The sequence below is a fragment of the Pseudomonas fluorescens genome, assembly GCF_002022275.1.
In the GTDB taxonomy this organism is placed as follows: Bacteria; Pseudomonadota; Gammaproteobacteria; order Pseudomonadales; family Pseudomonadaceae; genus Aquipseudomonas; species Aquipseudomonas fluorescens_AJ.
The window spans coordinates 1-17,533 of the sequence record NZ_MSDF01000037.1; the positions used below are offsets into that span (position 1 = coordinate 1).

14 protein-coding genes and 1 riboswitch are annotated in these 17,533 nt (G+C 60.5%); of the genes, 4 read left to right on the plus strand and 10 right to left on the minus strand.

The window, feature by feature from the left end:
* Positions 1–389 precede the first annotated feature (389 nt).
* Together poxB and BFW87_RS22965 are read right to left on the minus strand one after the other, a co-directional pair.
* Positions 390–2,114, minus strand: coding sequence for a ubiquinone-dependent pyruvate dehydrogenase (gene poxB, locus BFW87_RS22960; protein WP_078741999.1), 1,725 nt, complete (start codon positions 2,112–2,114; stop codon positions 390–392).
* A 77-nt stretch (positions 2,115–2,191) separates the two neighbouring features.
* Complete coding sequence (locus tag BFW87_RS22965) at positions 2,192–3,424, minus strand: NADH:flavin oxidoreductase/NADH oxidase family protein (protein WP_078742000.1); 1,233 nt, start codon at positions 3,422–3,424, stop codon at positions 2,192–2,194.
* 72 nt (positions 3,425–3,496) lie between these two features.
* On the opposite strand from BFW87_RS22965, the gene BFW87_RS22970 reads away from it, so the two are divergent.
* Positions 3,497–3,901: a MerR family transcriptional regulator gene (locus tag BFW87_RS22970; RefSeq protein WP_078742001.1), complete on the plus strand. Its 405-nt coding sequence runs from the start codon at positions 3,497–3,499 to the stop codon at positions 3,899–3,901.
* A 40-nt stretch (positions 3,902–3,941) separates the two neighbouring features.
* Here BFW87_RS22970 and BFW87_RS22975 read toward each other — a convergent pair whose 3' ends face one another.
* Positions 3,942–4,436, minus strand: coding sequence for a DUF934 domain-containing protein (locus BFW87_RS22975; protein WP_033902261.1), 495 nt, complete (start codon positions 4,434–4,436; stop codon positions 3,942–3,944).
* Positions 4,420–6,078 (minus strand): nitrite/sulfite reductase, encoded by a 1,659-nt coding sequence (locus BFW87_RS22980; RefSeq protein ID WP_078742002.1) that lies wholly within the window; start codon positions 6,076–6,078, stop codon positions 4,420–4,422. Before BFW87_RS22980 ends, BFW87_RS22975 begins: the two co-directional genes overlap by 17 nt.
* Positions 6,079–6,501: 423 nt before the next feature.
* On the opposite strand from BFW87_RS22980, the gene BFW87_RS22985 reads away from it, so the two are divergent.
* On the plus strand, positions 6,502–7,569 hold the full coding sequence (locus tag BFW87_RS22985) for an ABC transporter substrate-binding protein (RefSeq protein ID WP_078742003.1): 1,068 nt from the start codon (positions 6,502–6,504) through the stop codon (positions 7,567–7,569).
* Here the strand turns inward: BFW87_RS22985 and BFW87_RS22990 are convergent.
* Together BFW87_RS22990 and metH are read right to left on the minus strand one after the other, a co-directional pair.
* Positions 7,566–7,784, minus strand: coding sequence for a DUF2970 domain-containing protein (locus tag BFW87_RS22990; RefSeq protein WP_078742004.1), 219 nt, complete (start codon positions 7,782–7,784; stop codon positions 7,566–7,568). The genes BFW87_RS22985 and BFW87_RS22990 overlap by 4 nt on opposite strands.
* A gap of 185 nt (positions 7,785–7,969) precedes the next feature.
* Positions 7,970–11,680: a methionine synthase gene (metH, locus tag BFW87_RS22995; protein WP_078742005.1), complete on the minus strand. Its 3,711-nt coding sequence runs from the start codon at positions 11,678–11,680 to the stop codon at positions 7,970–7,972.
* Between the two features lie 166 nt (positions 11,681–11,846).
* Here metH and BFW87_RS23000 point away from each other — a divergent pair, with 166 nt between their 5' ends.
* On the plus strand, positions 11,847–14,138 hold the full coding sequence (locus tag BFW87_RS23000; protein WP_078742006.1) for a fatty acid cis/trans isomerase: 2,292 nt from the start codon (positions 11,847–11,849) through the stop codon (positions 14,136–14,138).
* Positions 14,139–14,232: 94 nt separating this feature from the next.
* Positions 14,233–14,817, plus strand: coding sequence for a Fe-S biogenesis protein NfuA (gene nfuA, locus BFW87_RS23005; protein ID WP_027606479.1), 585 nt, complete (start codon positions 14,233–14,235; stop codon positions 14,815–14,817).
* A 220-nt stretch (positions 14,818–15,037) separates the two neighbouring features.
* On the opposite strand, the gene cobM is transcribed toward nfuA, so the two are convergent.
* The 4 genes from cobM to BFW87_RS23025 all read right to left on the minus strand — a co-directional run bounded on the left by cobM (position 15,038) and on the right by BFW87_RS23025 (position 17,148).
* The gene (cobM, locus tag BFW87_RS23010) at positions 15,038–15,784 is read right to left on the minus strand and encodes a precorrin-4 C(11)-methyltransferase (RefSeq protein WP_078742007.1); all 747 of its coding nucleotides are present in this window, start codon (positions 15,782–15,784) and stop codon (positions 15,038–15,040) included.
* Between the two features lie 70 nt (positions 15,785–15,854).
* Positions 15,855–16,247 carry a cobalamin biosynthesis protein gene (locus BFW87_RS23015; protein WP_078742008.1) on the minus strand — a complete coding sequence of 131 codons (393 nt, stop codon included), beginning with the start codon at positions 16,245–16,247 and terminating at the stop codon, positions 15,855–15,857.
* On the minus strand, positions 16,244–16,948 hold the full coding sequence (locus BFW87_RS23020) for a CbtA family protein (RefSeq protein WP_078742009.1): 705 nt from the start codon (positions 16,946–16,948) through the stop codon (positions 16,244–16,246). The genes BFW87_RS23015 and BFW87_RS23020 overlap by 4 nt, the downstream gene beginning before the upstream one ends.
* 11 nt (positions 16,949–16,959) lie before the next feature.
* Positions 16,960–17,148 carry a CbtB domain-containing protein gene (locus BFW87_RS23025; protein WP_078742010.1) on the minus strand — a complete coding sequence of 63 codons (189 nt, stop codon included), beginning with the start codon at positions 17,146–17,148 and terminating at the stop codon, positions 16,960–16,962.
* Between the two features lie 94 nt (positions 17,149–17,242).
* Positions 17,243–17,450, minus strand: a riboswitch (cobalamin riboswitch).
* Between the last annotated feature and the right edge of the window lie 83 nt (positions 17,451–17,533).

Genomic DNA, 17,533 nt, shown 5'->3' on the forward strand with positions numbered 1-17,533 from the left:
CAAGCCAGCTCCCACACAGAACCGCTTTTGCTTCACACCACTCAGGTCGGCTGTCAGGCCGCCGTGCTTTTGATTTTGATCTTGATCTTAGGCGCCCCGTTAAACACGCTGGCCGGAATTCGACATTGATTTGGGGGGTAAACCGGCAGGGATGCCGGTTTAGCCGCCCCGCGCCATGGATGGCGCGTGGCGGCGGCCCCCCAAATCAATGTCGGATTACGGGCACACCGAAGCGTGAGCGAGGTGCCGAGTGTTGGGGCAAGAGCCCTTTTGGTTACTTTTGGGGCTCTTTTCCAAAAGTGACCCGCCGTAAGGGCGGAACCCATATCAGCCGTTACCCAAACAACGGATATGCACCCAAAACGCCAAACGCAGCAACCCCCACTGAATCATCGCAACCAGTTGGTCCGTGCCAGCTCGATCACCTCATCCCCACGCCCACTCATCACCGCCTTGAGCATGTACAGGCTGAAACCCTTGGCCTGTTCCAGCTTGATGGTCGGCGGCATCACCAGCTCCTGAGTGGCCGTCACCACGTCCACCAGCACCGGGCCATCATGGGCGAGGGCGCGACGCAACGCCGGTTCCAGATCTTCGGATTGCTCCACGCGAATCCCCAGAATGCCCATGGCGTTGGACATGGCAGCGAAATCCGGGTTTTTTAGCTCGGTGCCGGTGTCCAGATAGCCCGCCGCCTTCATTTCCATGGCGACAAAACCCAGTGACGAATTATCGAACACGATGACTTTTACCGGCAGTTTCAACTGCGCCAGGGAGATAAAATCCCCCATCAACATGGCAAATCCACCGTCACCGGACATCGAAATCACCTGCCGCCCGGGAAACGCAGCCTGAGCGCCGATCGCCTGCGGCATGGCGTTGGCCATCGAGCCGTGGTTGAACGAGCCGATCAGGCGGCGCTTGCCGTTCATCTTCAGATAGCGCGCAGCCCATACGGTCGGTGAGCCCACGTCGGCGGTGAAGATTGCATCGTCGTCCGCCAGTTCGCTGAGCAAGCGCGCCACGTATTGCGGATGAATCGGGCGATCGGCTTTGGAGGGCTGTGCCAGGTCATCAAGCCCTTGCCGGGCTTTTTCGTAGTGCTTCAGTGAGGTTTCGAGGAAGCTGCGGTCGGTCTTGCGCGTCAGGCGCGGCAACAGCGCTGCAATGGTTTCGCTGACGTCGGCGGCAATCCCCAGGTCCAGCGTGGCACGACGGCCCAGCGCCTGCGGGTTGCGGTCGACCTGGATGATTTTTGCGTCAGTCGGGTAAAACTGGCGGTACGGGAAGTCAGTGCCGAGCATGATCAGCGTGTCGCAGTCGAGCATGGCGTGGTAACCCGAGCTGAAGCCGATCAGGCCGGTCATGCCCACATCGAAAGGGTTGTCCCATTCCACATGCTCTTTGCCGCGCAGTGCGTGCACCACGGGTGCGCCCAACGCGTCCGCCAGGGCCACGACCTGATCGTGGGCACCGGCGCAGCCGCTGCCGCACAGCAGGGTGACTTTCTCGCTGCTTTGCAATATTTCGGTGAGCTGTTGCAGGTCCTGTTCCGCCGGCAATGTACGCGGCGCGTGCAGAGCGGGCCAGGGCTTGAGCTTGTCTTCGACCTCCAGCAGTGACACGTCGCCCGGGATCACCACCACGGCCACGCCACGGTTGAGGATCGCCGAGCGCATGGCGCGGTGCAGCACTTGTGGCATCTGCGCGGGGTTGGTCACCAGCTCGATAAAGTGGCTGCATTCCTTGAACAGCTCCTGGGGATGGGTTTCCTGAAAGTAGTTCAGCCCGATCTCGGAGGAGGGGATTTGCGCAGCAATCGCCAGCACCGGCACGTGGTTGCGATGGCAATCGAACAGGCCATTGATCAAGTGCAGGTTGCCCGGCCCGCAGCTGCCGGCGCACACCGTCAGTTCACCGGTGGCGGCGGCCTCGGCGCCGGCGGCGAAGGCGGCGACTTCTTCGTGGCGTACGTGCATCCACTCAATGCTGTCCATGGTGCGCAGGGCGTCGGTCAGGCCGTTGAGGCTGTCGCCGGTCAGGCCCCAAATGCGCTTGATACCCGCCTGTTCAAGGGTGGTCGCCAATTGCTGGGCCAGGTTGATTTTCGCCATGAAGAACTCCAATCGTCAGTGAGGTTAAAAGCTGCTGATCAGTAAAGGACAGTTCGATCACGGCGAATGCTCACCCTTTAATGTGAAGATTGAGTCATGGCGGCGCGGTATTGGCGGGCGCGCCGGGCGATAAACCATTGGTCACGCACCAGCGCGAACCATGGCGCGACCTTTGGGCTGGGCAGGCGACCACGGCTCAGGCGACGCATCTGGTAACGCACTACGGCAAGAATGGCGAGGGCCGCCAGTGGCTTGCGCTGCCAGTTGATCGGTTTGAGTTGCGGGTTGAGGTCGCGGCCTGCGCGCCAGTGTTTGATCAGTTGCGGTTCCAGGGTCAGGGCAGTGGCAATACCGGCCATGGCGATGCCGCTGTCCAGCACTTGTTGCACGACTGGCAGGCGGCGAATGCCCCCGGTGACCATCAGTGGCATGGTGGCGATGGCGGCCAGTTCCTTGGCAAACTCCAAGAAGTAGGCTTCGCGAGCCAGGGTGCGGCCGTCCCGCGCGTCACCTTGCATGGCGGGTGCTTCGTAGCTGCCGCCGGACAATTCGAGCAAGTCGATGGGCAACGGGTTGAGCATCTCGACCACGGCGCGCGCATCGGCCGCGTCAAAACCGCCGCGCTGGAAATCAGCCGAGTTGAGTTTCACCGCCACGCAAAAGGACGGGCTGACGCTGGCGCGCACGGCGTGCACCACTTCGAGCAACAAGCGCGCACGGTTTTCCAGCGAGCCGCCCCAGCGATCGGTGCGTTTGTTGCTCAGGGGAGAGAGAAACTGACTCAACAAATACCCATGCGCGCCATGGATTTGCACCCCGGTAAAACCGGCTTTCTCCGCCAGTCGGGCGCTGGTGGCGAAGCGCTTGATCACGTCTTGAATGTCGTCTTCGGTCATGGCTTTCGGCTTGGCAAACAGCTTCGAGAAACCGCCAAGGTCCAGCGCAATGGCTGAGGGTGCCAACGCTTGCTGGCCGAGGTTGGCCATGGTCTGGCGCCCCGGATGGCTGAGCTGTACCCAGAAGTGCACACCCTTGGCTCGCGCCACATCGGCCCATTCGCGGAAGCTGTCCAGGTGCGTTTCGTCTTCCAGGGCCACGCCACCGGGGCCGGTCATGGCGTGACGGTCGATCATTACGTTACCGGTCAACAGCAGGCCGGGTTCGCCGTCTGCCCATGCCTTGTACAGCTGCTTCAATTCGCGGGATGGCGCTTGTTTGGCGTCGGCCATGTTCTCTTCCATCGCCGCCTTGGCGATACGGTTGGCGAGGACTTGGCCGTTGGGCAGTTGCAAGGCTTCAAAGGGTGACATGGGTTGACTCCTGAGCGGGGGAGGCGTCAGGCTAAGCTTAAAGTTAACTTTAATGTCAAGAAGGGTTTGGCGATGAATATTGGTGAACTGGCAAAGCAGAGCGGGCTGGCGGCGTCGCGCATCCGCTTTTATGAAGCTGAAGGGTTGATTAGCCAGGTCGGGCGCCAGGCCAATGGCTACCGCCGCTACTCGGTTGAGGCGCTGCAAACCCTGCAATTGATTCAGAGCGCGCAGCAGGCGGGATTCACCTTGCAGGAGCTCAAGGCGTTGATGCCGGCGCCGGGCGAGCACAAACGCGACGAGTTGATCGAGGCGCTGGAGCGCAAGGTGGCGCAGATTGAAGTGATGCAGGCGCAATTGGCCCACAGCAAGGCGCAGTTGCTCGGCGTGATTGAGGTGGTGCGGGCGCACCCGGCTGACGTACCGTGCTCCATGGGACAAAAGCAGGTGTTGGCGTCGATTACGTGCAACCCATAAAAAAGCCCTGGCATGCCAGGGCTTTTTCGTACGTTAAGGCTTAGCGACGACGGAACAGCGGCAGCGGCTCATCCGTTGCAGCCTGATACGTCACCGAGAAATCCTTGAGGCTTTCCAGCGCTTCGTACGGGTCTTTGTCGGCGCGCAAGGCGAAGGCATCGAACCCGCAGCGGCGCAGATAGAACAGCTGGTCGCGCAGCACATCACCAATCGCGCGCAGCTCGCCTTTGTAACCGTAACGGTCACGCAGCAGGCGCGCGTTGGAGTAGTTGCGCCCGTCGGTAAAGGCCGGGAAGTTCAGGGCGATGACCTGGAAATGCTCCACGTCGTCACCGATTTCTTCGGCTTCTTCTTCAGCGTCAAGCCACACACCCAGGCCGCCATCGCGGGCCTTGAGGGCGTGGGCGTGTTCGCGCCACAGCGCCAGCGGCACGATCAGGTCGTCGCAGTTGGAGATACCATCGAAGCTCGCGTCTTTTGGCAGCAGGTGCCAGGTTTCGTCGAGGACTTCGTTGTTCTTAATGATTCGCTGCATAGACGCGCTCCTTGAACAGGTCGATGCCGATGCGCTGGTAAGTGTCGATGAAACGTTCATCTTCGGTGCGCTGCTCGACGTACACGTCGATCAGTTTGCCGATCACTTCAGGCATGGCTTCCTGGGCGAAGGACGGGCCGAGGATCTTGCCCAGGCTCGCATCGCGGCTGGCGCTGCCGCCCAGGGACACTTGGTAGAATTCTTCGCCTTTCTTGTCCACACCCAGGATGCCGATGTGGCCGACGTGGTGGTGACCACAGGCGTTCATGCAACCGGAGATGTTCAGGTCCAGCTCGCCGATGTCGAACAGGTAGTCCAGGTCGTCGAAACGGCGCTGGATCGATTCGGCAATCGGGATCGACTTGGCGTTGGCCAGGGAGCAGAAATCGCCGCCCGGGCAGCAGATGATGTCGGTCAGCAGGCCGATGTTCGGCGTGGCGAAACCGCCTTCGCGCAGCTCGCCCCACAGGGTGAACAGTTGGCTCTGCTCAACGTCCGCGAGGATGATGTTCTGCTCGTGGGAGGTGCGCAGTTGGCCGAAGCTGTAGCGGTCGGCCAGGTCGGCGACGGCGTCCAGCTGCTTGTCGGTGATATCGCCCGGTGCAACGCCGGTCGGTTTCAGCGAAAGGGTCACGGCGACATAGCCCGGCTGTTTGTGCGCCAGGGTGTTGCGCGAACGCCAGCGGGCAAAGCCTGCATGCTGCTGGTCGAGCGCTGCGAACTCGGCGTCCTGGTTTGTCAGGGCCTTGTACTCAGGGTCGACGAAGTGCTTGGCAACGCGATGCACTTCGGCTTCGGTCAGGGTGGTCTGGCCGCCGCGCAGGTGTTCCATCTCGGCGTCGACTTTCTGGGCAAATACCTCGGGGGTCAGCGCTTTTACCAGGATCTTGATCCGGGCCTTGTACTTGTTGTCACGACGGCCGTAGCGGTTGTAGACCCGCAGGATGGCGTCGAGGTAGCTCAACAGGTCCTGCCACGGCAGGAACTCGTTGATAAACGCACCGACCACCGGGGTACGGCCCAAGCCGCCACCCACCAGCACGCGGAAACCCAGCTCACCGGCCGCGTTGTGCACCGGCTCCAGGCCAATGTCGTGAACTTCGATGGCCGCACGGTCCGAGGTCGAGCCATTGATGGCGATCTTGAACTTGCGCGGCAGGTAGGCGAATTCCGGGTGGAAGGTGGTCCACTGGCGGACGATTTCGCACCAGGGGCGCGGGTCGATCAACTCGTCGGCAGCAACGCCGGCAAACTGGTCGGTGGTCACGTTGCGCAGGCAGTTACCGCTGGTCTGAATGGCGTGCATCTGCACGGTGGCCAGTTCAGCCAGGATGTCCGGCACGTCTTCCAGCGCCGGCCAGTTGAACTGTACGTTCTGGCGGGTACTGATGTGGGCGTAGCCTTTGTCGAAGTCACGGGCAATCTTGGCCATCATGCGCGTCTGACGGGAAGTCAGTTGGCCATAAGGCACGGCTACCCGCAGCATCGGCGCAAAGCGCTGAACATAAAGGCCATTTTGCAGGCGCAGAGGGCGGAACTCTTCTTCGCTCAGTTCGCCTGCCAGATAGCGTCGGGTCTGATCACGGAACTGCTTGACGCGGTCCTCGATGATGCGCTGATCGTATTCGTCGTATACGTACATATAGGTCCTGTTCTCGGCAAATCTGCGCGCACGGCCGCGCACTCCCAACGGAGCCGGCGCACGATACCAGTTTGCGTTTATGCGCAAAAGTGATGTTTGAGTATATGTAAATAACCAAATTGACTAATGAGACTGATTCTCGCAATGCCCACATTTGTCTTATGGGCAAGCATGAACTTTACTGTCGTCGAGTCTTAGTGCAATCACCTATAAAACCGACAAGAGGCGATGCGATGAGCAATTCGACAAAAGTCCGTAAACCCGACAGTACCGTTGATGCCTGGGCGATTTTGTTCCTGATCGTCCTGGTGGTGGGCACCGCAGTGTTTTGGGTCAGCCACCAGTAAATGAGCGTCTATTGAGCCTGCATTGAGTGTCGCATTGCCATTATGATGGCGATCAACGTTCAAGGCTTGAACAACCATGTTGAAGGTTCTGATTACGTGTGTGTGGTTGCTGGGATCGACGTACGGGGCGATTGCTCATGCCGCGTCGGTGGTGTTTCTCAACCCTGGCATGTCGACTGAAACCTTCTGGGTCAGCTACGCGCAATTCATGCAGGCCGCGGCCAAGGACCTCGGCCTGGATGTGCGCGTGCGTTATTCCGAGCGCAATACGCAAAATACCCTGGTTCAAGCCCGGGAAGCGCTGCAAGGCGCCGAGCGGCCTGATTACCTGATGCTGGTGAACGAGCAATACGTCGCACCGCAGATCCTGCGCATGGCCGAAGGCAGCGGGGTCAAGTTGCTGATTGTGAATAATGCGCTGACCCCTGATCAAAAACAGATGCTCGATGCGCGTAATGACGCCAACTGGATCGGCAGCCTGGTGCCCGATGACGAGCAGGCCGGCTACCTGATGCTCACCGACGTGCTGCGTCAGCACGGCCCGGTTGCGCCGGGCAGCCCCCTCGACCTGCTGGCGTTTTCCGGCGCCAAAAACACCCCGGCCGCGCAACTGCGCGAACAAGGCCTGCGCCGTGCGCTGGCCGAGCACCCCGAAGTGCGTCTGCGCCAGTTGGTCTACGGTGAATGGAGCCGTCAACGCGCCTTTGAGCAGGCCACGCAGTTGTTCAAACGCTACCCGCAGACGGCGCTGGTGTGGTCAGCCAATGACGAAATGGCACTGGGTGCTATGCAGGCCTTGCAAGACAGCGGGCGTGTGCCGGGTAAGGACGTGCTGTTCAGTGCGCTTAATAGCTCGCCGGAGATTTTGAGGGCGCGTCTGGACGGGCGGCTGACCACGCTGGTCGCGGGGCATTTCACCTTGGGCGGTTGGGCGATGGTGTTGATCAATGACGACGCCAAGGGCGTGGACATCAGCGCACACGGTGGGCGTGACCGTCAGGCGGCACTGTTCCAGCTGATTGATGCCGGGCAGGCGCAGCGTTTGTTGGGGCCGACGCCGACCGTGGATTTTCGCGCGCTGTCGGCCGTGGGCAAGCCCGCGACTTATCGCTACCCGTTCAGCCTGCAATTACTGCTGCGTTAAACCCCGGCCAACAGCAGCACCAGCTTGACGATGCCGAACAGCGTCAGGGCAAATATCGCCGTAAACAGAATCCCCAGGATCACGAAGTGGCTGGGTTTGCCATGGGTGAAGTCGCGGGCGCGGTTTTTGCCGCTTTGCACGCCGAAGGCGGCGGCCATGACGCTGTGGAGCATCTGCCAGAAGGTGGGGGGCTTGTTGTTGACTGGATCGTCCATACATCCCTCAGAACAATGTGCCTGGGGAAAAGCATAGTCCAAACATCACAAAACCAGTGTGGGAGCTGGCTTTTGTGGGAGCTGGCTTGCCTGCGATGGCGGTGTATCAGTCGATATTTCCATCAACTGAAAGACCGTCATCGCAGGCAAGCCAGCTCCCACAGTTTGATCCGTGTTGTGTCAGATCAGTTGTCGTAACCCAGGTTCGGCGCCAGCCAGCGCTCGCTCACGCTCAGGTCCTGGCCTTTGCGCGCGGTGTAGCTCGTCACCTGGTCCTTGTCGATCTTGCCCACGGCAAAGTACTGCGCCTGCGGGTGGGCGAAGTACCAGCCGCTGACCGCTGCCGCCGGGAACATTGCGTAGTGTTCGGTGAGGAACACGCCGCTGCGGCCGGCTTCCATTTCACGCGCTTGCGGGTCGAGCAGCTGGAACAAGGTGCCTTTCTCGGTGTGGTCCGGGCACGCCGGGTAGCCGGGGGCAGGGCGGATGCCGCTGTACTGCTCCTTGATCAGCGCTTCGTTGTCCAGTTGCTCGTCCTTGGCATAGCCCCAGTAGTCTTTACGCACTTGCTGGTGCAGCCATTCGGCGCAGGCTTCGGCCAGGCGGTCGGCCAGGGCCTTGACCATGATCGAGTTGTAGTCATCGCCCGCGTCCTGGTAAGCCTTGGCTACTTCTTCGGCGCCGATCCCTGCGGTGGTGATGAAGCCACCCACATAGTCGGTCACGCCGCTGTCTTTTGGCGCGACGAAGTCGGCGAGGGAGAAGTTTGGTTTGCCGTCGGTCTTGATGATCTGCTGGCGCAGGTGATGCAGGGTCGCCAGTGGCTTGCCGTCCTCGCCGTAGACTTCCAGATCATCATCCTTCACCTGGTTGGCCGGCCAGAAGCCGAACACTGCGCGGGCGCTGATGAGTTTTTCGTCGATCAGCTTGGCGAGCATTTCCTGAGCATCGGCGTACAGCGAAGTCGCTGCTTCGCCTACCACTTCGTCGGTCAGGATGCGTGGGAATTTTCCGGCCAGGTCCCAGGAAATAAAGAACGGCGTCCAGTCGATGTACTCGGCCAGCACCTTGAGGTCGATATTGTCCAGCACCTTGGCGCCGGTAAACGTCGGCGTTACCGGGGTGTAAGTACTCCAGTCGAACTGCGGCTTCTTGGCGATGGCCGCCGGATAGCTCAAGCGCTCGGTGCGGGCGCTGCGGTTCGAGGTGCGTTCTCGCACGTCGATGTATTCCAGGCGGGTCTTCTCGACAAAACCGGCCTTCAATTCCTTGGACAGCAATTGCGTGGCCACGCCCACTGCGCGCGAGGCGTCAGTCACGTAGATCACCGCGTCGTTGCTGTACTTGGGCTCGATCTTCACCGCCGTGTGCGCTTTGGACGTGGTCGCGCCGCCAATCATCAACGGCAGATGGAAGTTCTGGCGCTGCATCTCGCGGGCCACGTGCACCATTTCATCCAGGGACGGCGTGATCAGGCCAGACAGCCCGATAATGTCGCACTTCTGCTCCTTGGCCACCTGCAGGATCTTCTCCGCCGGCACCATCACGCCGAGGTCGACAATGTCATAGCCGTTGCAACCCAGCACCACGCCGACAATGTTCTTGCCGATGTCGTGCACGTCGCCCTTCACCGTGGCCATCAGGATCTTGCCCTTGGCTTCCGGTTTGTCGCCTTTTTCCAGCTCGATGAACGGGATCAAGTGGGCCACGGCCTGCTTCATCACGCGGGCGGACTTCACCACCTGGGGCAAGAACATTTTACCGGCGCCGAACAGGTCGCCGACGATGTTCATGCCGGACATCAATGGGCCTTCGATCACCTCGATCGGGCGCGCGAAGGATTGGCGCGACAGTTCGGTGTCTTCCACGATGTGCGTGGTGATGCCCTTGACCAGCGCGTGCTCCAGACGCTTGTTGACGTCCCAGCTGCGCCATTCTTCGGTCTCGGCTTCCTTGACGCTGCCGTCGCCCTTGTACTTGTCGGCGATGGCGAGGAGGGCGTCGGTGCCTTCCGGGGTGCGGTTGAGTACCACGTCTTCCACGGCGTCACGCAGCTCGGCAGGGATCTGGTCGTAGATCTCCAGCTGGCCGGCGTTGACGATGCCCATGGTCAAGCCGTTGCGGATCGCATACAGCAGGAACACCGAGTGAATCGCCTCACGCACCGGGTTGTTGCCCCGGAACGAGAACGACACGTTGGACACGCCGCCGGAGGTCAGCGCGTACGGCAGCTCGTCGCGGATGTAGGCACAGGCGTTGATGAAGTCGACGGCGTAGTTGTTGTGCTCTTCGATGCCGGTGGCGACCGCGAAGATGTTCGGGTCGAAAATGATGTCTTCCGGCGGGAAGCCGACGTCATTCACCAGGATGTCGTAGGAGCGTTTGCAGATTTCTTTCTTGCGCGCTTCGGTGTCGGCCTGGCCGGCTTCGTCGAAGGCCATTACCACCACCGCCGCGCCGTAGCGCTTGCACAGTTTGGCGTGGTGAATGAACTGCTCGACGCCTTCCTTCATGCTGATGGAGTTGACGATGCCCTTGCCCTGGATGCACTTGAGGCCAGCCTCGATCACTTCCCACTTGGAGGAGTCGATCATGATCGGCACGCGGGAGATGTCCGGCTCGCCGGCAATCAGATTGAGGAAGGTCACCATGGCCTTCTTCGAATCGAGCATCCCTTCGTCCATGTTGATGTCGATCACCTGGGCGCCGGCTTCCACCTGCTGCAGGGCGACTTCGAGGGCTTCGGTGTAGTTGTCTTCACGGATCAGCCGGGCGAACTTGGCGGAACCGGTGATGTTGGTGCGTTCGCCGACGTTGACGAACAGCGAGCTGCGATCAATGGTGAACGGCTCCAGGCCCGACAGGCGGCAGGCTTTGGGAATGTCCGGGATGACGCGCGGTGCATAACCGGCCACGGATTTGGCGATGGCTTCAATGTGGCCAGGTGTGGTGCCGCAGCAACCGCCGACGATGTTCAGGAAACCGCTTTGGGCGAATTCTTCGATGACCTTGGCGGTTTCCGACGGCAATTCGTCGTACTCGCCGAATTCGTTGGGCAGGCCGGCGTTCGGGTGCGCGGAAACGTGGGTGTTGGCCTTGTTCGACAACTCTTCCAGGTACGGGCGCAGTTCACTGGCGCCGAGGGCGCAGTTCAGGCCCACGGAAATCGGCTTGGCGTGGCTGATCGAGTTCCAGAATGCTTCGGTGGTCTGGCCCGACAGGGTGCGACCGGAGGCGTCGGTGATGGTGCCGGAAATCATGATCGGCAGTTCAAAGCCCAGCTCTTCATACACGCCCTGCACGGCGAAGATCGCCGCCTTGGCATTGAGCGTGTCGAAGATGGTTTCAATCAGGATCAGGTCGGCGCCGCCTTCGATCAGGCCTTTGGTGGCTTCGGTGTAGTTTTCCACCAGCTCATCAAAGGTCACGTTGCGGTAGCCGGGGTTGTTTACGTCTGGCGATAGCGAGCAGGTACGGCTGGTCGGGCCGAGTACGCCGGCGACGAAGCGCGGCTTGTCCGGGTTCTCCAGGGTCTTGGCGTCGGCCACCTTGCGCGCCAGTCGCGCGCCTTCTACGTTTAATTCGTAGGCCAGTTCTTCCATGCCGTAATCGGCCATGGATACGCGGGTGGCGTTGAAGGTGTTGGTCTCGAGGATGTCGGCGCCGGCATCCAGGTAGGCTTTCTCGATGCCGCCGATCACGTCCGGACGGGTGATCACCAGCAGGTCGTTATTGCCCTTGACGTCGCTCGGCCAGTCGGCGAAGCGTTTGCCACGGTAGTCATTTTCCTCAAGCTTGTAGCTCTGGATCATCGTGCCCATACCGCCGTCGAGGATCAGGATGCGTTCCTTGAGGGCTTGATGGAGGGCGTGCAGACGAGCGCTACGATCGGACATGGGACTACTCTGGTCAGGCATTTCGGAGGGCATGAATCATAGCAAACCTGTGCCGATTTAGAGCATGTACAGGTTTTGCATGAATATCGTTCATGTTGCTTGAGGTTGTGGCCCGGTAGAATCACCGGCAAATTTTCAGCGCACGCATTGAATCAGGACCGGATACATGTCACTTCGTCTAATCGTCAGCGCGTTGCTATTGCTGATTGCCAGTACTACTCAGGCGCAAAGTCCTGCTCCCGCGATTTCCTACACCCGCGACATCCAACCGATCTTCACCGAAAAATGCGTGGCGTGCCATGCCTGCTACGACTCCGCCTGCCAGTTGAACCTGGGCAGTGCCGAAGGCGCGGCCCGTGGCGCGAGCAAAGTGCCGGTCTACGACGGTGAGCGCAGCCAGGCCACGCCGACCACGCGGCTGTTCTATGACGCTTTTGGCAAACACGCCTGGCAGCAGAAGGGCTTTTATTCGGTGCTGGACGCTCAAGGCAGCCAGGCTGCACTGATGGCGCGCATGCTGGAGCTGGGCCATAACGCGCCGTTGCAGCCGAATGCCAAGTTGCCCGACGACATCGTGCTGGGCCTGAACCGCGAAAACATGTGCGCAATGCCGGGCGAGTTCAATGCCTATGCGGGTGCCCATCCCAAGGAAGGGATGCCGTTGGCGGTGACCGGTCTTACGGACCAGCAGTACCAGACCCTGCAGCGCTGGCTGGCGTCCGGTGCGCCGATCGACGAGCAAGGCCTGGCGCCAAGCGCGAAGGAAGCGTTGCAAGTGCAGCAATGGGAAAACCTGCTTAACCGCCCCGGCGCCCGGGAAAGCCTGGTGGCACGCTGGTTGTTTGAGCATTTGTTCCTGGCGCACATCTATTTTGAGAACGGCGAGCCGGGGCATTACTTCCAGTGGGTGCGCTCACGTACGCCGAGCGGTCAGCCCATCGACCTGATCGCCACGCGCCGCCCCAATGACGATCCGGGGACCCAGGTGTATTACCGTCTGTGGCCGGTGCAGGGCGTGATCGTGCATAAAACCCACATCACTTACCCGTTCAGCGCGGCGAAAATGGCGCGCGTCAAAGCGCTGTTTTACGCCAATGACTGGCAGGTCCACGCCTTGCCCGGCTATGGGCCGGGCAGCCGCGCCAACCCGTTTGCCACCTTTGAAGCCATTCCTGCCAAAGCGCGCTACCAGTTCATGCTGGATAATGCCGAATACTTCGTGCGCACCTTCATTCGCGGGCCCGTGTGCCGTGGGCAGATCGCCACGGACGTGATCCGCGACAACTTCTGGACCCTGTTTCAGGACCCGGACCACGACCTCTACATCACCGACGCCCGCTACCGTGGGCAGGCCACGCCGCTGCTGGCCATGCCCGGTCAGAACGATGACGTGGGCAGCGTGCTGAGCCTGTGGCTGGCGTACCGCGACAAGCGCAACCAATACGAAGCCCTGCGCCGCGACAATTACGCTGATTTGCCGGCGCCGAGTTGGTCGACCCTGTGGGCCGGGAATGACAACGCCTTGTTGAGTATTTTCCGCCACTTTGACAGTGCTTCGGTGACCAAAGGCCTGATCGGCGAAGTGCCGCAGACGATGTGGCTGTTTGACTATCCGTTGCTGGAGCGCACTTATTATCAGCTGGCGGTGAATTTCGACGTGTTTGGCAATGTGTCGCACCAGGCCCAGACGCGGTTGTATTTTGACTTGATCCGCAATGGCGCCGAGCAGAACTTCCTGCGTTTGATGCCCGCCGATACCCGTGACGACTTTATGGACGACTGGTACCAGAACAGCGGCAAACTCAAGCTGTGGCTGGACTACGAAGCGATTGATGACGATAAACCGACGGGGTTGCACCTGGACGAAAAAGACCCGAAACGCGACTTCGCCAACCAGCTTCTGACCCGTTACGGCGATTTGAACGCCAGCCCGGACCCGATCAACCGTTGCAGCGGCGCCTATTGCTCACGCGACGGTATTGACCCGGCACTGCAGGATGCCGAGCAGGCACTGAGCCGCCTGACCTCACGCCCGGCGGCCGGGCTTAAGGTCATCGACCAACTGCCCGAGGCCACGATGCTGCGCGTCGAAACCGCCAGCGGCAAACGCGTGGTCTACAGCATGCTGCGCAACCGGGCGCACAGTAACGTGGCGTTTCTGCTGGGCGAGGCTTATCGCTATCAGCCGGGCCTGGACACGGTGACCATCTACCCTGGCGTGCTGAGCAGCTACCCGAACTTCATGTTCAATATCCCTGCGCAGGAAGTGCCGGAGTTTGTGACGGCGATGGAAAGTGCCAAGGATGCCAAGCGCTTCGAGAAGATTGTCGACCGTTGGGGTATTCGTCGCAGTCATCCGCTGTTCTGGCAGTATTTCCATGACTTGTCGCAGTACATCCACGAAACCACGCCGGTGGAAGAGGGCGTGCTGGATATGAATCGCTATGAAAACCTCTGATCGGGTTGCAAAGTCTTTTCCGACAAAATTACTCGGACTTTGTACCTGCGTAATATTTTGGCGTAAACTGCCGGCAAGCCTGTGAGGAGTTTCCATGACTGCCATAACCATTACCGACGCCGCCCACGATTACCTGGCTGACCTGCTGTCCAAGCAGAACACCCCGGGTATCGGCATCCGCGTTTTTATCACCCAGCCCGGCACCCAGTATGCCGAGACGTGCATTGCCTACTGCAAGCCCGGCGAAGAAAAGCCTGAAGACACCGCCCTGGGGCTGAAAAGCTTCACCGCGTACATCGATAACTTCAGTGAAGCCTTCCTCGACGACGCCGTGGTCGACTACGCCACTGATCGCATGGGCGGCCAGTTGACCATCAAGGCGCCAAACGCCAAGGTGCCTAACGTCAACGCCGACAGCCCGGTCAACGAGCGCATCAATTACTACCTGCAAACCGAGATCAACCCGGGGCTGGCCAGCCACGGCGGTCAGGTCAGCTTGATTGACGTGGTGGATGACGGCATCGCCGTGTTGAAGTTTGGCGGCGGCTGCCAGGGCTGCGGCCAGGCGGACGTGACCTTGCGCGAAGGCATCGAGCGCACCCTGCTCGAGCGTATTCCGGAGCTCAAGGGCGTACGTGACGTGACCGACCACACGCAGAAAGAAAACGCCTACTACTGAGTAAGGTGTTCACTGCGAACAAAAAAACGGCGCCCCGTGAGCGCCGTTTTTTTATGCCTTAAATTCAATGTCTTACACAATTTATCTAACAAAGCAGATCAACTGTGGGAGCTGGCTTGCCTGCGATAGCGGTGTATCAGCTAACGAAGAGTTGACTGAGCTACCGCTATCGCGGGCAAGCCCGGCTCCCACAGGGTATTGCATTGACTTCAGTATGTGTTCAAGGCCGATAGAGGTGCGCATGACCTGCGCGATACAGCGATGACTCGCTGAAACTGTCGTCTGCCAACACCCGGCCCACGATGATCAACGCCGTACGCCTAAACCCCTTGGCTGCCACCTTTTCAACAATATCCGTCAGCGTGCCAAGGGCAAAGTCCTGATCCGGCCACGTCGCCCGGTGCACCACGGCAATCGGGCAATCCGCGCCATAGTGCGGCAATAATTCGGCAACGATCTCCTCCAAATGGTTGACCCCCAAATGGATTGCCATGGTCGTGCCATGCCGCGCCAGGCTGTCGAAATCCTCGCCGGCGGGCATGCTGGTTTTATCGGCGTAGCGGGTCAGGATCACGCTTTGGGCGATGTCCGGCAGGGTCAGCTCGGTTTCCAGCAGCGCGGCGCAGGCGGCTACCGCCGTCACGCCGGGGATGATCTGAAACGCAATGCCCAGCTCGCGCAGGTGGCGGATTTGTTCGCCAATGGCGCCGTACAGGCTCGGATCGCCGGAGTGCACGCGTGCTACATCCTGGCCCTTGGCGTGGGCGGCCTTCATCAGGTCGATGATCTGTTCCAGGTGCAATTCAGCGCTATTGACCACCTGTTCCGCTTGATGACCTTCCAGCACCGCCGCGGGCACGAGCGAGCCGGCATAGATGATCACCGGGCAACTGCGGATCAGCCGCTGGCCTTTGACAGTGATCAATTCCGGGTCGCCGGGGCCGGCGCCGATGAAGTAGACGGTCATGGGGAATTCCTGTCGAAAAACGGGCGAGCATGAAGATTGCTCATGATCGAGTGCGCTGATTATCGGGGTTTTAGCCTGGGCAAGCCAATGCAAAGGTGGCGTTGGCGTTTTGTTTGCGAGTGATCAGCAGGCGGGAAGGGCTTTTGCAGAGGTGTTCGGCCAGGGCGAGAGCAGCGCTTTCGGCAATGCCATAACAGCCGGTTTGGGCAAAAGCCACGTCGGATTTATAGCTGAGACGATCTTCGTAGGGGGCGAGTTGCTCTGCACTGAAACATTCAAAAGGCAGGTTCAACCGTTGGGCCAGGGCAAGTAACCCCGGCTCATCCTTTTTGCGATCAATACTGGCCAAGGCGGTGATGTCTTTGCGTTCAATACCGCCCTCGGCGAGGGCGGCGTCAAGCAGCGCCAGCAGGGTGTGAACATCACAGCCCCGCTGGCAACCCAGGCCGACCACCAGGGTCATGCCGAGTATTGACCGTCGCGGTTACGGCGAAACAGCCAGGCGCTGATCAGCCCCAGGGCCAGCCAGAACGCCACATTGGTCAGTTGCGAAGCAATTTTGAACTGTGCCTCCAGGGCTTCCGGCGCCAGCATCGAATGCACTTCCGGCTGTGGCGCGCCGATCACGTGAGGTACAGCCAGAATGGCGACGCCGAGGATCTTCAACAGCCAGTTGCGGCCAAATACCAGCAGCGCAATACCGGCTGCGGTGGATGCGGCGGTGCCGATCCACCAGACCTGGCGTTGGGCCAAATCAGCAGCGGCAGTGCCCGGCAATTCAGGTGGCAGGCCCAGGGTTGGCGCGAGTACGAACGTCGCGTAACCGGCCAGGCCCCACAGCAGGCCTTGGGCGGTGCGGGTTGGCGCGCGCAGGGTATAGAGGCCGGCCAGCATCAGCGCAAAACCCACGGCAACCACCAGGTTACCGCCGGTGGTAGACAGCACGCGCTGCCAGCCGTCCTCCGGCTCCCAGGCTTCGGCGTCGTGAGTGTGCGCAGCAGTGCCAGCAGCGTGTTCATGAGCCACCTCGACCGCCGCCGGAGCGTTTTCATAGGTCTCCGCCTGCAAAATCAGCGGGGCGACCCAGAAGCTTTGCAGCAGGGTCAGCAACAGGGCGGCCAACAGGCCGGTGAAACCTGCGGTTTGGGCAATACGCTTGATCATGTCGGCAGGTCTCAGTGGCACGGGAACGCAGCGCTGTGGCGGGTATCGTGCGCGGCGTTGTGCACCGCTTCGATATGCGAGAAACCGGCGAAATACACCAGGCACGCGCCGAGAATCGACGCACCGATGGCGGCGGTCAGGCGTTGGCTCAGGGTGGAGGTGCTGCTGGCGGTGTGCGAGGTGCTGCTGATGATCGACATGGCGCGTCCCTTCTGGGTTTCAGGGTGACGCAGGCGCATGAAAACCCCGCGAGCCGGGCACGCAGGGTTCAAACAGCGCCCGCCCACCGCGGGTTTGTTATCTGATTTTTCGGGCCGGTCTCCGGGCTTGCGAGGGGGCTCCTGAGGAGTCCTGAAAGCATCGCCTTCCCATGCATTTGCACAGTGGCTGTGATACTTCGCTCGCTTACCGTTGCGGGGGCAGCACCGGACTGGTCATAACGCTATGACGCACCGGTTTCCCGTTTCACCCTGTGAAGGGCACCCGAAACTAAGATGTGTAGGAGAGCACGGGGGTTAGAGGGGAGTCAAATGTCGTTGGGTATATCCGGTATTTGGGTGATGGCTTGGATTGGTTCCGCCCTTA

What these genes read in the sequence shown, in the direction of transcription:
- cobM (WP_078742007.1), bottom strand. Translation starts at nt 15,784, where the DNA reads ATGACCGTCTACTTCATCGGCGCCGGCCCCGGCGACCCGGAATTGATC.
- BFW87_RS22985 (WP_078742003.1), top strand. Translation starts at nt 6,502, where the DNA reads ATGTTGAAGGTTCTGATTACGTGTGTGTGGTTGCTGGGATCGACGTAC.
- BFW87_RS23025 (WP_078742010.1), bottom strand. Translation starts at nt 17,148, where the DNA reads ATGTCGATCATCAGCAGCACCTCGCACACCGCCAGCAGCACCTCCACC.
- BFW87_RS23015 (WP_078742008.1), bottom strand. Translation starts at nt 16,247, where the DNA reads ATGACCCTGGTGGTCGGCCTGGGTTGCCAGCGGGGCTGTGATGTTCAC.
- BFW87_RS22980 (WP_078742002.1), bottom strand. Translation starts at nt 6,078, where the DNA reads ATGTACGTATACGACGAATACGATCAGCGCATCATCGAGGACCGCGTC.
- BFW87_RS23020 (WP_078742009.1), bottom strand. Translation starts at nt 16,948, where the DNA reads ATGATCAAGCGTATTGCCCAAACCGCAGGTTTCACCGGCCTGTTGGCC.
- poxB (WP_078741999.1), bottom strand. Translation starts at nt 2,114, where the DNA reads ATGGCGAAAATCAACCTGGCCCAGCAATTGGCGACCACCCTTGAACAG.
- nfuA (WP_027606479.1), top strand. Translation starts at nt 14,233, where the DNA reads ATGACTGCCATAACCATTACCGACGCCGCCCACGATTACCTGGCTGAC.
- BFW87_RS22970 (WP_078742001.1), top strand. Translation starts at nt 3,497, where the DNA reads ATGAATATTGGTGAACTGGCAAAGCAGAGCGGGCTGGCGGCGTCGCGC.
- BFW87_RS22965 (WP_078742000.1), bottom strand. Translation starts at nt 3,424, where the DNA reads ATGTCACCCTTTGAAGCCTTGCAACTGCCCAACGGCCAAGTCCTCGCC.
- BFW87_RS23000 (WP_078742006.1), top strand. Translation starts at nt 11,847, where the DNA reads ATGTCACTTCGTCTAATCGTCAGCGCGTTGCTATTGCTGATTGCCAGT.
- BFW87_RS22990 (WP_078742004.1), bottom strand. Translation starts at nt 7,784, where the DNA reads ATGGACGATCCAGTCAACAACAAGCCCCCCACCTTCTGGCAGATGCTC.
- BFW87_RS22975 (WP_033902261.1), bottom strand. Translation starts at nt 4,436, where the DNA reads ATGCAGCGAATCATTAAGAACAACGAAGTCCTCGACGAAACCTGGCAC.
- metH (WP_078742005.1), bottom strand. Translation starts at nt 11,680, where the DNA reads ATGTCCGATCGTAGCGCTCGTCTGCACGCCCTCCATCAAGCCCTCAAG.